The organism is Arthrobacter senegalensis, assembly GCF_059091765.1.
Window position 1 is genome coordinate 825,671 of the sequence record NZ_JBNHGZ010000001.1, and the last position, 13,748, is coordinate 839,418.

A 13,748-nucleotide genomic window follows, 5' to 3' on the forward strand; every position below is an offset into this window, starting at 1 on the left:
TCCCGCGCCCATCGGCCCCGTGCCATGCAGGCACAGGGCTCCGTCTTTCAGTGTATCCACCGGTCACTTATTCCAACGCTGGAGTCCGGCGCCATGTTCCGCTCAGGCGCTTAGGGCTCGGGGTGCCTGTCGTTGTAGCGGGAGAACCGCGGCTGGAACCTGTGCAGCAGCCCGACGGCGCAGACACAGGCGACACCGCCGGCGAGCGCGGCAAAACCTTCGCCCAGCCACTGACCGCCGCCGCCGGCGACGGCATCGCCGAGCCGCGGGCCGCCCGCCACCACCACGATGAAGATGCCCTGCAGCCGGCCCCGCATCGCATCCGGCGTCGCCGCCTGCAGGATGGTGTTGCGGAAGACGCCGCTCACCGTATCGGCCGCACCTGCAGCGGCGAGGCAGAGGGCCGCCGGCAGGAGCCATCCGCTCACGTCCCCGGCGGCCGCGGCGTTTGTCTGCCCGGCCATGACGACGACGGCGCCGAACCCCGCGACGGCTATCCCCCACACCACCACGCACCACAGCACCGCCAGCCCCTGCCGGCGGACGCCTCCCAACGGCCCCGACAACACCGCGGCGATGAACGACCCGGCGGCGACAGCGGCGAGCAGGATGCCCGCCGTCGCCTCGCCGCCGCCGATGATGACCGCACCGATGGCGGGCATCAGGGCGCGCGGCTGGGCCAGGACCATCGCGGCCATGTCCACCAGGAACGTCATGCGGATGTTGGGACGGGTGCGCAGGAACCGGAAGCCTTCGGCCACCGAGCGCAGGCCGGCCTTCCGGACCTCGCCTTCGGGCGGGATGGGCGGCAGCTTGACCACCGCCCAGATGGCCGCCGTGAAGGTGAGGACGTCGAGGGTGTAGGTCCAGCCGAAGCCCACCCCTGCCACCAGCACCCCGGCCGCCAGCGGACCGATGGTCATGCCCAGCCCGAACGTCATCATGGTCAGGGCATTGGCGGCCGGCAGCATCTCACGCCGGACCAGCCGCGGCACGATCGCGCTGCGGGCCGGCTGGTTGAGCCCGGCCGCGGCCGAATGCACCGCGATCACCAGGTACAGCAGCCACACCTGTTCCAACCGGAACCATGCCTGCAGCGCAAACACGGCGGTGCAGGCCCACAACACCAGGCCGGAATAGAGCGCTACCTTGCGCCGGTCGTAGGCATCCACCACGGAGCCGCCGTAGAGGCCCGCCAGCACCAGCGGGATCAGCCCGACGACGCCGACGCCGCCCACCGCCAAGGTCGACCCGGTGAGCTGGTAGACCTCCAGGCTTACCGCCACAGCCGTCAACTGCGCGCCGATCGCGGAGAGCGAGGTTCCGATCCACAGCCGGCGGAAATCCGGGCTCTCCTTGAGCGGCGCCGTATCGGCGAACAACTTGGGCATGGCGGAGATTCTAGTTGCCCGCAGCACCTTTCCCGGGCGGTTCGAGCCCCGGCGGCCGGCGTGGCGGCCCGGCGCGCGGCGCGCCCCGGGCGAGGCGTCTCCCGGCGGCCGGCGCGCCCGGGCGTTGGGAGCCCCGCAGCCGGCGCCGCGGCTGCCGGCGCGGCGCCCCGGCGGGCAGCGCGCCCGGGCGGGCAGCGCGCCCGGGCGAGGTGCCTTCCGGCGGCCGGCGCCGCCGTCGTAATGATTGGACTGAGCCCAGATAATTTTCTGGACTCAGTCCAAAAAAGGTGGCAGAATCGTTTCATGGTCGAGATGAGGGATCCGGAGGACTTGTTGCGCGAGGCGTCGCTGCGCGTGACCCGTCCGCGGGCGGCGGTGCTGGAAGCAGTCCGCGCGCACCCGCATGCCGACGCCGACACCATCATCGGTGTGGTGCGGGACGAACTCGGCGGCGTCTCCAAGCAGGCCGTCTACGACGTGCTGGCGGCGCTGACGGACGCCCGGCTGCTGCGCCGGATCGAGCCCTCGGGGTCCCCGGCGCGCTATGAGGCCCGGGTCGGCGACAATCACCACCACGTGGTGTGCCGGTCGTGCGGCAATATTGCCGACGTCGACTGCACCGTGGGCGAGGCACCGTGCCTGACGGCGGCCGAGGGCCACGGTTTCGCGATCGACGAAGCCGAGGTCACCTTCTGGGGCACCTGCCCCGCCTGCACTGCCACGAAAGACCTTCAATTGGAAGATCCGACAAGGAGCGATAACTAAATGGCTGATAACACCAAGCCGTTGACAACTGTTGCGGGCGCGCCCGTAGCCGATAACCAGGACAGCCTGACCGCGGGTCCCCGCGGCCCGATGCTGCTGCAGGACGTCTGGTTCCTGGAGAAGATGGCCCACTTCGACCGCGAGGTCATCCCCGAGCGCCGCATGCACGCCAAGGGCTCCGGTGCTTTCGGCACCTTCACGGTGACCAACGACATCACCAAGTACACCAAGGCCAAGATCTTCTCCGAGGTCGGCAAGAAGACCGAACTGTTCGCCCGCTTCTCCACCGTCGCCGGCGAGCGCGGCGCGGCCGACGCCGAGCGTGACATCCGCGGCTTCTCGGTCAAGTTCTACACCGAAGAGGGCAACTGGGACCTGGTGGGCAACAACACCCCGGTGTTCTTCTTCCGCGACCCGCTGAAGTTCCCGGACCTGAACCACGCAGTGAAGCGTGATCCGCGCACCAACCTGCGCAGCGCCGAGAACAACTGGGACTTCTGGACCAACCTGCCCGAGGCCCTGCACCAGGTCACCATCGTCATGTCCGACCGCGGCATCCCGGCGTCCTACCGCCACATGCACGGCTTCGGCTCGCACACCTACAGCTTCATCAACGACGCCGGCGAGCGTTACTGGGTGAAGTTCCACCACCGCACGCAGCAGGGCATCAAGAACCTCACCGATGCCGAGGCCGCCGCGCTGGTCGGCGTGGACCGCGAGTCGCACCAGCGCGACCTGCTCGAGTCCATCGACAAGGGCGATTTCCCGAAGTGGAAGCTCATGGTCCAGATCATGCCCGAGGCCGACGCGGAGACCTACAAGTACCACCCGTTCGACCTGACCAAGGTCTGGTCCAAGAAGGACTACCCGCTGATCGAGGTTGGCGAGTGGGAGTTGAACCGCAACCCGGAGAACTACTTCGCCGACGTCGAGCAGGCTGCCTTCACCCCGGCCAACGTGGTTCCGGGCATCAGCTTCTCGCCGGACCGCATGCTGCAGGGACGCCTGTTCTCCTATGGCGACGCGCAGCGCTACCGCCTGGGTGTCAACCACCACCAGATCCCGGTCAACTACCCGCGCGGCGCCGGGCTCGTCAACTCCTTCCACCGTGACGGTGCCATGCGCGTTGACGGGAACCAGGGCGCGACCCCAGGCATCAATCCCAACGGCTACGGCCGCTGGCAGGAACAGCCGGCCTACCGCGACCCGGCCCAGGCCGTGGGCGCCGTCGCCGACCGGTTCAACTTCCGCGAGGACGACGACAACTACTACGAGCAGCCCGGCATCCTCTTCCGCGAGAAGATGACCGCCGAGCAGCGGCAGGTACTGTTCGAGAACACCGCCCGTGCCATCGACGGCGCCTCCCAGGCGACCATCGAACGCCACATCGCCAACTGCACGAAGGCCGACCCGGCCTACGGCGAAGGCGTGCGCAAGGCCATCGAGGCCCTGCAGGCCGGCAAGATCTCCCCGGTCGACGTGAACACCGACTCGGCGTAACTGCCCCGCCTGACGGCATAAAACTGCCCGGAACCAGCCCTTGCGGCCGGTCCCGGGCAGTTTTTTCGTTCTAGTGGATTGCTACTTGTCCAGCAGATGCTCGCGGCCGAACATTTTGGCCGCATCGCGCGCGGACGGCGTGCCGGCATCCAGGTCCGCCCCAGCCGCCAGCAGCCTGGACACCACGGCGTCCTCGCCCTTGAACAGGGCGCCGGCGATCGGCGACTGGTCGCGCACGTTGCGGATATCGGGATTGGCCCCGCGTTCCAGCAGCATGCCCACCGTCTCTTCCTGCCCGTGGTAGGCGGCCAGCATCAGCAGGGTGTTGTGGTCGGAATCCAGCGCGTCCACGGGCAGCCCGTGGTCGAGGAACTCCGCGAGCTCACCGGTCTTACCCTCGCGGGCCAGGTCCATGGCGAGCGCAACCACGCGTCGGGTCTGTTCTTCATTCAGCGGTATATCGTTCGTCACTCCCCCAGAGTATGCGAGCCCCTGCCGAATCACGACGGCGGAGCGCCCCTTCCGTCCGGCGGCGGCTCCCGCAGGGTCACCACGGCGCCGCGCGGACTTCTCAGGCGGCGGCCGCCAGGAAACGTTCCAGGAGCAGGTTGAACGCCGCCGCCGGCTCCCCGGCCTGGTCGGCAACCACCTGCCCGAACCACAGGCCGCACACGCCGGCGGCGAAGAGCGTTCCTTCGGCCGCCGCCGTCTGCTCCCCTGCCCCGCGGGCCCGCAGCCACCCGGTGGCGGCATCGCGCCAGCGGACGAACCCGGGCGGTCGCGCCGGCGGCACCGGATGGGTGGTGTGCCGGGCGGCCGCCTGCTGGATGGCCGCTTCGAATCCCAGGCGCTGCAGGGCGCGGCTGTGCGGGGTCTGCGAGTGCTCCCACACCTGGAGCAGCAACTGCCGCAGCTCCGGAACCGCCAGGCCGGCCAACTGCTCCGGCGACGGCGCGGAGAGATCGGCCTCGACCCGTTGCACAATCTCCTCAAGCAGCTGTTCCCGGTGCCCGAAGTGATAGACCAGCATGTAGCTGCTGATGCCCAGGGCTTCGGCGAGCGGGCGAAAGGACAGGTCCGCGAGGTTCTTGTCCTGCAGGTAGGCCAGGATGTCCTCGAGCAGCTGCGGCTTGCGCTGCGGGTTCTGCGGTCTGGCCATGCGGTGTGCCCTGCCTCCTTCTGCGTGGGACCTGAAGCGCCCGACGCGGATCGGGACGCCGGTGGACGCGGCGGCCACCGGCTCGGCTTCAGCATAGTCGTTGCCGGCCCGACACCCGTTCTTCCGCGACATGCCGGGACGCCTCGCAGATAAAGGGCCGCCGGCTCCCATACTGGGCGAAAGGGCAGAAACGCGGAATCAGACCGGCCGGCGGCCGGCAGTGAAGCGGGCGAGGATGGCGATGGTGGCTCCAGTACAGTCCCTGCTGCAGCGGTGCGGCGGCCGCTTCCGGACCTGGCTCCACCGCCCGGAATCGGGAAGCCCGCCCGGACCGGATGCTTGTCTCCCGGATCCTTACCAGGCGCTGCTCAGCTGCCTGCGTTCCACCTATCCCGAAGCCCGCCTCAGCACGCCCGGCGACGACAAGGTCCGCGTGGAACTTCCCGGCGGCGACGTCCTGCGCTTCTACCTCAAGCGCTAGCCGCGCGCCGCACAACGCGCGCCGACGCGGCGCCGGGTCGGGCGGGCTCCCCGCGCGGAACCGGGTACCCGGTTCCGCGGGTCAGTGCTGCGAGATCTTCACCATTTCTTCGCGCGGGACCACCTTGACGCGCTCGCGCTCGACGGCGGGAACATCGCCGTCGTTGTTTTCTGGGACGAAGGAGGCCCCGAGCTCACGCTCATGGGCATCCAGCTTCAGCCAGCCTTCCCACGTGGTGTAGGCGACGCCTCGCTCCTCGAGCAGCTTGATGATCGCATCCTCGGCGGGGTCGGAGGCCGCGGGCAGGTCCAGCCGGTCCTCGAGCAGGAAGCCGATGGTCTCCAGCGCATCGCCCTTGGTGTGGCCGATCAGGCCCACCGGCCCGCGCTTGATCCAGCCGGTGGCATAGATGCCCGGCACCGGGTTGCCGTCCTCGTCCAGCACGCGCCCGCCCTCGTTGGGAATGACGCCGCGGCGGGCATCGTAGCCGACCTCGGGCAGCTCGGAGCCGAAGTAGCCGATGGCCCGGTAGACGGCCTGGACCGGGTATTCGACGATTTCGCCGGTGCCGCGGACGTTGCCGGTGCCGTCCAGCTCGTTGCGCTCGAACTTGATCGCCGCCACGTGCCCGGCGCCGTCGCCGCTGCCTTCCACGATTTCCACGGGCGTGTGCAGGAAGTGCAGGTGCAGGCGGCGGGAAGCGCCGGTGTCCTGTTCTTCCACCAGCCAGTTGGTCAGGGTGTTGACCATCGTCTTGGTCTGGTTGTTGGAGCGGATCGCCTCGTCGGAGCCCTCGTCGAAGTCGAAGTCCTCCGGGTAGAGCACGATGTCCACGTCGCGCGAATGCGAAAGCTCCCGCAGCTCCAGCGGGGTGAACTTCACCTGCGCCGGACCGCGCCGGCCGAAGACGTGCACATCGGTGACGGGAGAGTTCTTCAGGCCTCGGTAGACGTTGTCCGGGATCTCGGTGCTGAGCAGGTCGTCGGCGTGCTTGGAGAGCATGCGGGCCACGTCCAGCGCCACGTTGCCGTTGCCGATGACCGCAATTTCCTTGGCCTCCAGCGGCCAGTCGCGGGGCACGTCCGGATGGCCGTCGTACCAGGACACGAAGTCGGCCGCGCCGAAGGATCCTTCGAGCTCAACGCCGGGGATGTCCAGCTCGGCATCCTGGATGGCGCCCGTCGCGAAGATCACCGCGTCGTAGAAGTGCCGGAAGTCGCTCAGGGTCAGGTCCCGGCCGTAGTCGACATTGCCCAGGAAGCGGATGTCGCCGCGGTCCAGCACCTTGTGCAGGGCGTTGACGATGCCCTTGATCCGAGGGTGGTCGGGGGCCACGCCGTAGCGGATCAACCCGTAGGGCGCGGGGTAGCGGTCGAAGAGGTCGATGCTGACCTCGAAATCCCGCTCCGCCTTGGTGAGGATGTCGGCGGCGTAAACGCCGGCTGGTCCGGCGCCGACGATAGCCACCCTCAGGGGACGCTGGGTGATGGCCTCGGCAGAGTTAGACACGGGCAGTCCTTCTTCTTCGGGAATCCTCCTGCGCAATAAGCGCACAGTTTCCTATTCTAAATGCCCGCCGGTTTCCCTCCTAACAGTGTGCCGCGTATCTCACTGGCTCCAGGGCGCCGGCGGTGCGTCGCCGGGGGCCAGGGACCGGTGCGGCTCGTCAGTCTTGCCGCATCGTCCGGCCCTCAGCCGGCGGCTCCCAGCCGATCCGGACCGAACAGCGGCGAGCCGTCGTCCGACTCGATCGACGCCAGCAGCTCCTCGATGGGCGCCCCAGAGTAATAGGTCAGGTGGCGCGCCCCGGTGCCGGCGGGGAAGAAGGCCCGGAACTCCCCCCGCTCGCTGGTGCCGGTGAGGGTGACGGGGTAGGCCTGGTCGGGGTCCTCGACCCGGCAACCGTATCGGTCGGTGTAGGGCAGGAAACCGTCCCCGGCGTCCGCTGCCTCCAGGAACCGGTTGGCCCGGCCGCTGAGGAACAACAGGCACCGCGTGAGTATGTCCGGGTCCTCGGTGCGCACGTAGGACCTTTTCCGGTCCGCGTTGTCGTGCGGCATTTCAAAGTCCAGGATGTACCCGTCGGCGGTCGCGCTGACGGTCGTGCGCTCTCCGGCCGCGTTCATGTACGCCCACTGATCGTCACGGATCAGCGGTTCGGCTATGGCGGCGTACTGGACGGCCTTGTCCATCCGTTCGGGCGGCAGTTCCGCCAGCCGGCCCGGCAGCCCTTGGAGAACGTGGCCCGGCCTGCCCGGCCCGAACAACGGGGCACCGTCCGCCGCGACGAGTGACGCCACGAGGGACTCCATCGGAAGTGCGGCATACCGGGTGAAGATCCGCGCGTCGCGTGCCACCGGAAAGCCGGCGGTGACGGTGCCGCCGGGTCCCGTACGTTCGAGCACGGCGGGCGACTTGTGCGGCTTGCTGCGAAGCGTCCAGCCGCCGGCGTCATCCATCCCCTGGTCGGAGAGAGCCAGAAAGCGCAGGCCGCGGCGTTTGCGCTGCCAGAACGCCGCCCGGAACAACAGGCAGCGCAGCAGGGCCTCCGGGTCCGCGGTGCGGACGTATTCCGGCTTCCCGGGCCAGTAAGGCGCGATGACGTCCCGAAAGACGAAGCCGTCGGCCTCGGCCGCGATGGACATCCGAACGCCGTAGTCGTTCCGGACGGTCCAGGCGCCGTCCTCCAGGGAACTGCGGCCCCCGAACCACTCTGCAGCTGTCGTCAGCAGGGCTTCGTCCAGCTGCCCCAGGTGGGCGGCCATGTCAGAAGTCCGAGGCGCGGAGCAGCGCTTCCGGGCCGGCGGGGTCCACCACCATCGACAGTTCGGGCCTCTGGCGCAGCATGTCGATGGCCCAGGTCGCCGGCACTTCCCTGAACCGAGCCGCCGGCCGGAAAGCGGCAACTTCCGGCCCGGACGAGAAGACGGGAAGAATCGGCCCGCCGTCCTGGCCCTTGAGCAGGATCGGGCCTCCGTCGGAACCACCCTCGTCCGGACGGTCAACCGCCAGAACGACGGCGCCGGGCCGCTTGAGCTGTTCGGCGACGGCGTCGGTGCCGCCCTGGCCCGCCACTGCCCGCTTTAGGCCGACATTGGCCAGGCTCCCGGCCGCAAAGCCGATTTCCGCACGACCGAGGGCGCAGGCGGGGCCGGCGGGATTGATGTAGAGGTAGGCAATGTCCCGTTGGCCGTCGACGAACTTCACCAGTTCCTCGCCGGGCTGGACCCAGGACACCGGCGCCCCCGGCCGGCCCGTGGAGGCCCGGAATTCGGCCAGCTTCTCCTGCGAGGTGAAGGCGAGCACGGACGGCGAACCGTGGACTTCGACGACGCTGATGCCCGGGCGGCCGGGATTATCTGTGGCATCGAGCAACACTTCGCTGCCGATCAGGTGGCGCAACACATTGACGGCCGCCGTCTTCCCCGGATTCTCGCTGAATCTCGCCACGGCGTCGGCGACCAAGCGGTTATCCAGCCCGCGCCGGCCGGCCTGTTCCTGCCCGGCCGCTGATGCGGGTCCCTGGTCGGCCGGTTCTCCCAGACCGAAATCGGGCGCGGGCTGGTCGAAATTGAAGTAGGTGTCCAGGGAGTATTTCGGTTCCGGCCAGTCCCGTGCGGAGAGGTTCACGACTGCCGAGCGCCAGGATTCTCCGTTCTCCCCCGCGCTGAGGCTGCGCAGTTCGACGGCGGCGTCAAAGGGCGCGGTGCCGGGCTGCAGGGCGCCGGCATTGGCCGCGGCCATGCCGCCGCGGTCTTGGGTGATGCGCATGAGCATGGCGTCGGCGGATGGTTTCAGCTCCAGCACCATCCGGTCCCAACCGGGCTCGGAGTTGACGGCCTGCAGCATCCAGCCGGCGAGTATCTCGGCCAACTGCTGTTGGCGGAGCAGCACAGGCGTCTGTTCGGACATGGAATGGGTTCCTTCTTCCGGGAGGGTGCGGGGGAGCTACTGGGCGGGATCCTGGAACGGAGCCCGTTCACTGCCAAGCACCAGCTCTTCGGTCGCCGGGTCGAGATACGGCACGTCCAAACCGTTGCTTTCGAGGATGTCGCGCATCCAGCCGGGAACCCGTTCCTGTTCGCGCGGAAACAGGGCCAGCTCGGCCTGGACCGCAGCGGGAGGTACCGGCATCTGGAGGGCGCCCGGGGCAGGTTCCAACGGCTCCGTGTCGAACCGTTCGAACCGCGGCTCTTCGTCAGGGACCAGGGTCAGCCGGGCGGCGAACCATGTGCCCTTGCCTTTGGTGTAGCTGGCGGCTTTGTCCGACTTCAACGCCCTGCGGTCCAGCGGCACGGCGTCGGAGAAGTCAATGCTGACCCATGCGCCTTCCGCCGTTTGTGCCATCTCCGTCCAGGAGACGGTTGCACCGTAAATCTCGAACTCCAGCCGGATCTCCTGATAGGTCCGGAACCGCGAAGAGGCCGCGGTTGCCATGGCCGACAAAAACTCGTCGGAGAGCAGCTGTGATGTCACGGGGAGTACATTCCTTAGTTTTCGAAGTCGAAGCGCCGGGTTTGGCCGTTAACCGTTACCTTGAGTTCCACCATATGTGGAACACGGTTTCCCCCACCAGCATCGTAGATCGGGCGGACGTCCCAGGTGACCGAGGGCTTGCTGCCCCCGGGAGGCACGTTGCGGAGTTGGTCGCGGATCCAAAGCTCGGTGTCATACCAGGTGTCGGCGGCCCCCGTCAGCCGCAACCGCTCGATGGGCGTCAGGGCGCCCAGGCCGAGATTCCGGTTTTGGATGTTCAGCTGGGGAATCAGGTTGATCTTCTCCCCCGGTCCGCCGAACATGGCCGCGAGGAGGTGGCCGCCGTCGTAGTCGCCGCCGCCGTGCCCTCCGACGTGGGTCTGGTTGCCCGGATGCCGCCAGGTGTCGGCCTGCTCCTTGGGGAAGTACTCGAGGTCGTGGGCGTGCAGTGCCGTGGGGCGCCCCAACCCGTCGGTGTGGACCACGATGTTGCCGTCGATGTGGTAGCGGACGTTGGGCCGCGGGTTGTTCAACTCGGGATTCCAGTTGCCCTTGGTTCCGCTGGGAGCCTCGATCTGCTGGATGTGGCCGGCGGAGTTCGTGTAAAACTTGCCGCGGCCATCCACCTCGTAGACGGTCGTGGGTTCCAGCGTGATGCGCTGCTCTTCGACCGCGTCAATGACCGATTTCCGTGCGGACAAGTCGAGGTCGTGCTTGGCCAGCAGGTCCACCGGGTCGCCGGCGTTGCGCGCCCACGGCGGGTCGAACTGGCGCGGCCCGGTCTCGTGGAGGCCCTCCCTGCGGATCAGTTCGTCGACGCCGATGGCCTTGGGATCGGTCCCCTGGGTGGTGTCGAGGAACCGCAGCTGGGTTCCGCCGCCCGGGCGCCCGAAAGCCGGGGCGATTTCGGAGACCTCGACCTTGACGCCCTCGGGCAGGCGTCCAAGCTCGAAGTGGTGCAGCTCCTTGCCGAGGGTATCGACCGGCAGGCCGCGCATGTGCCACGGGGTTCCCTCGATGGCCAGGTAGGCTCCGCCGTTGGGGCCGATCCGGTCCAGCTGGACATTTCCAAAGTCTGACTGCAGCTCGTCGTACGACGAGTACGTCCGGATGGTTCCTTCGACCGCCCCGGCGTTGTCCGGATAGGCCGCCCGGTACTCGTCCGGGCGGAACTCGTCCAACTCGCTGTACCGGTTCGCGTACTCGGCTCTATCCAAGGGGTTCCCGAGCTCGTCGGTGCCGTAGGCGGGCTGGGAGCGGTCCACGATGGCGTCGAGGTCGCTGTTGATGTCCAGGCGGCCGTGCTGGTCCTTGGGCAGGTCCGCCCAGTCCGGCATCTCCACGTCCTGGTAGAGGTCATCGGCCCGGTGCTGGCCATATCTGGCGTGTGCCTCCGGGTTCTGGATCGCGTCGGGCACAGCGGTGCCGTACTGCGGTTCCTGCGGATGGCGGAAGCTGTCGTTGACTCGCTGTCCGTTCACGTCGTAGGCGTTGATTCCGTCGCCGGACCCCGCAGCGGTCGCCTTGGGTGTAATGGGATCGGGTTCCGGGGCCCTTGAGCCTGAGACATCGGCTCCGGCGTCGGGAGTGCGTGACGGAGCCTCCGTGTCGGGAGTGCGTGACGGAGCCTCCGCGTCGGGGGTGCGTGCCGGCGCCGGCTTGGCCTCCGGCGTCTCAATCCGCTGGCCGTATTGCGGAGGGCCGGGACGTTCCGGCACGGTGTAGCCGCCGGAGCGCGGCGACGGTTTGGGTCCGTCCGCGTCGAAGTTCATGATGCTGTTGGCGTTGCGGCCGGACGGCGCCTCCACATCGAACCGGTGCCCGGTGGTGTAACCGCCGCCCGCGGTAGCCAGGCGCGGGCCGCCCAGCGCGTTCGCCAGGTTGTCCGTACCGGTGCGCAGCGACGTCGTGAAGTTGTCCGCGCCGGCGCGCAGGCCCGAGGCGGCGTTGCGCAGCCCGTCGGTGAAAGCGTGGCCGGCGGTGCTGACGTAGGGGCGGACCGTGCCGGTGACCGTCTTGAAGCCGCTGGTCGTGACATCGATGGCAGTGAACTTGAAGTTGGTGGAGAAATCGATGGCGCGGGTGGTCAGGCCCGCGGTCTTGGACAGGCCGGAGAAGTCCAGCACCTTGGCCGCTGCCCCGCCGGCCCGGCTGACCGCGGTGACCTTGTTGGCCACGCCGCCGGCCTTGGCCACGGCGCCGCCGCCGGCGGTCAGGAGGATGGCGGAGAGATCGAACGCCGTCGCGCCGGCGGCGTAGGCCGGGTCGCGCTGCCAGTCGTCCCAGTGGATGGCCGCCTTGCCGACGGCCAGCAGTTCCTCGCCTGCCTTTTTGACCGTGCCCGGGCCGCCGATCGACTCGGCCACGAGCGCGGAGATGGGGCTGGAGACGATGGCCACGTTCAGTGCGATCTGGCCGATGCCCTTCCAGGTGGCGGCGAAGGTCTCGCCGTCGGTGAAGTTGACCATGTTCCACAGGCCGGTCACCGTGCCGGTGATCCCGCTCCAGACGCCCTTGCCGAAGGACACCATGCCGTCCCAGGCGTCCGCGTACCACGGCTTGTCCCACTCCGTCGGCTTGCCCCAGGGAATGTGCCCCTCGCCGGTCGCCGAATCAAGCTGTTCTGCCGAGTAGCCGTAGGCCTGCTGGCCGGTGCCGGGGCCGTCCTGCGTGGTTTCGGCCAGGGTGATGCCGCCGTAGAGCGCGGCAATCGCGTTGGCGCAGGTTCGCTCGGCCGCCATGTGCTCGGCCGCCAGCGCATTGGCGTCCCTGAGGATCCGGTTGTCGTCGTTGACCAGGTCCTCGTCCTTGCGCCAATTGCTGCCTTCGTTGGCGATCCGCGCCCGCACGCCGTGCCAGCGGGCCACCAGCGCGTCGTAGCGCGAGGTGAAGGTGTCCGCCCAGTCGGCGAACGCCTCGATGGCCGACTTGATGGCCGCGGTGTCGGACTTGAGGTCCTCGGTGGTGGTCCTGATGGGTTTGACCGCGACGTAGACCTGCGGGGCTTCCGGTGACTTATAGACCGCTTCCAGCCCGCTCCAGTCGCTCTCGATCAGTTCGACGGCGTCGTCAATGTCTTCGGCCTTGTCGTCCAGCGCCTTGGCGTGGGTGCGCAGCAGTTCCGCGTCGGGCCGCTGCGGGTATTCCTCGGCGTAGGGATCCCAGGCCGTCATTGCTTCCCCTTATTCGGTGCGTGAGACTTGATGTTTGTGAAATTTGCGGGACCGGTCGATCAGAGCGCCAGCGGAGTGGGTCCGTGCGGCCGGTGCGGCCGCGAGGCGTCTCCCTCCTCGGGCAGCGTCCCGATCAGGTTTTGGGCATCCGACGCCATCTGCGCGTCCCCCATGACGTAGGAATTCACCGCGTCCATGGTGCCCTGGAAGGTGGTCTGCAGCCGTCCGGCAACACTGTTCAGGCCCGGTTGGACGGTCTTCTCCGCCCAGCCGTTGAGCGCGTCCATTACCGGGCCGGACTTTGCGGCAGCGACGATGTCGCTGACGGCGGTACCCAGGGCCGGGAAATCCGTCTCAAAGCTGTCGGCCCGCCCGCTGGCGGTGGTGACGATTGTTTGGACTTTGGTGGGTTCGATGTCCCAGCCGTCGAGTGCCACTGCTGTTTGCCTTTCGTGCCGGACCTTGGCGGACTGGATGCGATCTGGATGCTGCCGGTCTAGATGTTGGCGATCTTCGCGCCGGCCGTCTTGATGGTGTTGCCGGCGGTGCTCTTGGCATCCTCCAGCAGCTTGTGCACGTCCGCCATGATGCCTGCGAACGCGAAGCCCGCGTCTGCCCAGGCCTGCTCCACCCGGTCGTACTGCTCTGCGATGTCGGTGGCCTGGAACTTGGCCTGCAGGTCCGCGGCGTCTTTCTTGCGGGTTTCCACCAGCGCGTTAAGCTTCTTCTTCACCCGGTCCAGGTTGTCCTGGGCCTGCGATGCTCCGCCGTCGGAGAAGGCGAATGAATTCTGGTCTGCCATG

Annotated in this window: 13 protein-coding genes; 3 read left to right on the forward strand and 10 right to left on the reverse strand. The window is 68.3% G+C overall.

All coding sequences use genetic code 11. From position 1 onward, the window contains the following. Positions 1–110: 110 nt before the first annotated feature. A complete protein-coding gene (locus tag AC5RVG_RS03875) occupies positions 111–1,391 on the reverse strand; it encodes an MFS transporter (RefSeq protein ID WP_494012776.1) in 1,281 nt (426 codons plus the stop codon). A gap of 303 nt (positions 1,392–1,694) precedes the next feature. On the opposite strand from AC5RVG_RS03875, the gene AC5RVG_RS03880 reads away from it, so the two are divergent. Together AC5RVG_RS03880 and AC5RVG_RS03885 are read left to right on the forward strand one after the other, a co-directional pair. Beyond that, positions 1,695–2,156, forward strand: coding sequence for a Fur family transcriptional regulator (locus AC5RVG_RS03880; protein WP_494000561.1), 462 nt, complete (start codon positions 1,695–1,697; stop codon positions 2,154–2,156). Beyond that, entirely contained in the window at positions 2,157–3,656 is a 1,500-nt protein-coding gene (locus AC5RVG_RS03885) for a catalase (RefSeq protein ID WP_494012777.1), read from the forward strand. An 81-nt stretch (positions 3,657–3,737) separates the two neighbouring features. Here the strand turns inward: AC5RVG_RS03885 and AC5RVG_RS03890 are convergent, their stop codons facing one another. After that, a complete protein-coding gene (locus tag AC5RVG_RS03890; RefSeq protein WP_494013001.1) occupies positions 3,738–4,070 on the reverse strand; it encodes an ankyrin repeat domain-containing protein in 333 nt (110 codons plus the stop codon). Positions 4,071–4,227: 157 nt separating this feature from the next. Next, the gene (locus AC5RVG_RS03895) at positions 4,228–4,815 is read right to left on the reverse strand and encodes a TetR/AcrR family transcriptional regulator (RefSeq protein WP_494012778.1); all 588 of its coding nucleotides are present in this window, start codon (positions 4,813–4,815) and stop codon (positions 4,228–4,230) included. Between the two features lie 241 nt (positions 4,816–5,056). On the opposite strand from AC5RVG_RS03895, the gene AC5RVG_RS03900 reads away from it, so the two are divergent. After that, positions 5,057–5,296 carry a hypothetical protein gene (locus tag AC5RVG_RS03900; RefSeq protein WP_494012779.1) on the forward strand — a complete coding sequence of 80 codons (240 nt, stop codon included), beginning with the start codon at positions 5,057–5,059 and terminating at the stop codon, positions 5,294–5,296. An 81-nt stretch (positions 5,297–5,377) separates the two neighbouring features. On the opposite strand, the gene AC5RVG_RS03905 is transcribed toward AC5RVG_RS03900, so the two are convergent. The 7 genes from AC5RVG_RS03905 to AC5RVG_RS03935 form a co-directional block, all read right to left on the reverse strand. Then, complete coding sequence (locus AC5RVG_RS03905; RefSeq protein ID WP_494012780.1) at positions 5,378–6,805, reverse strand: FAD-dependent oxidoreductase; 1,428 nt, start codon at positions 6,803–6,805, stop codon at positions 5,378–5,380. Between the two features lie 182 nt (positions 6,806–6,987). Next, positions 6,988–8,061, reverse strand: a complete 1,074-nt coding sequence (locus AC5RVG_RS03910) for an Imm61 family immunity protein (RefSeq protein ID WP_494012781.1) — start codon at positions 8,059–8,061, stop codon at positions 6,988–6,990. A gap of 1 nt (position 8,062) precedes the next feature. Further along, positions 8,063–9,208: an SseB family protein gene (locus AC5RVG_RS03915; RefSeq protein ID WP_494012782.1), complete on the reverse strand. Its 1,146-nt coding sequence runs from the start codon at positions 9,206–9,208 to the stop codon at positions 8,063–8,065. Between the two features lie 36 nt (positions 9,209–9,244). Then, positions 9,245–9,772, reverse strand: coding sequence for a hypothetical protein (locus tag AC5RVG_RS03920; protein WP_494012783.1), 528 nt, complete (start codon positions 9,770–9,772; stop codon positions 9,245–9,247). 14 nt (positions 9,773–9,786) lie between these two features. Next, positions 9,787–12,945, reverse strand: a complete 3,159-nt coding sequence (locus tag AC5RVG_RS03925) for a glycohydrolase toxin TNT-related protein (RefSeq protein WP_494012784.1) — start codon at positions 12,943–12,945, stop codon at positions 9,787–9,789. 59 nt (positions 12,946–13,004) lie between these two features. Continuing rightward, on the reverse strand, positions 13,005–13,382 hold the full coding sequence (locus tag AC5RVG_RS03930; protein ID WP_494012785.1) for a DUF6507 family protein: 378 nt from the start codon (positions 13,380–13,382) through the stop codon (positions 13,005–13,007). A 59-nt stretch (positions 13,383–13,441) separates the two neighbouring features. Then, positions 13,442–13,747: a hypothetical protein gene (locus tag AC5RVG_RS03935; RefSeq protein ID WP_493939539.1), complete on the reverse strand. Its 306-nt coding sequence runs from the start codon at positions 13,745–13,747 to the stop codon at positions 13,442–13,444. Position 13,748 lies beyond the last annotated feature (1 nt).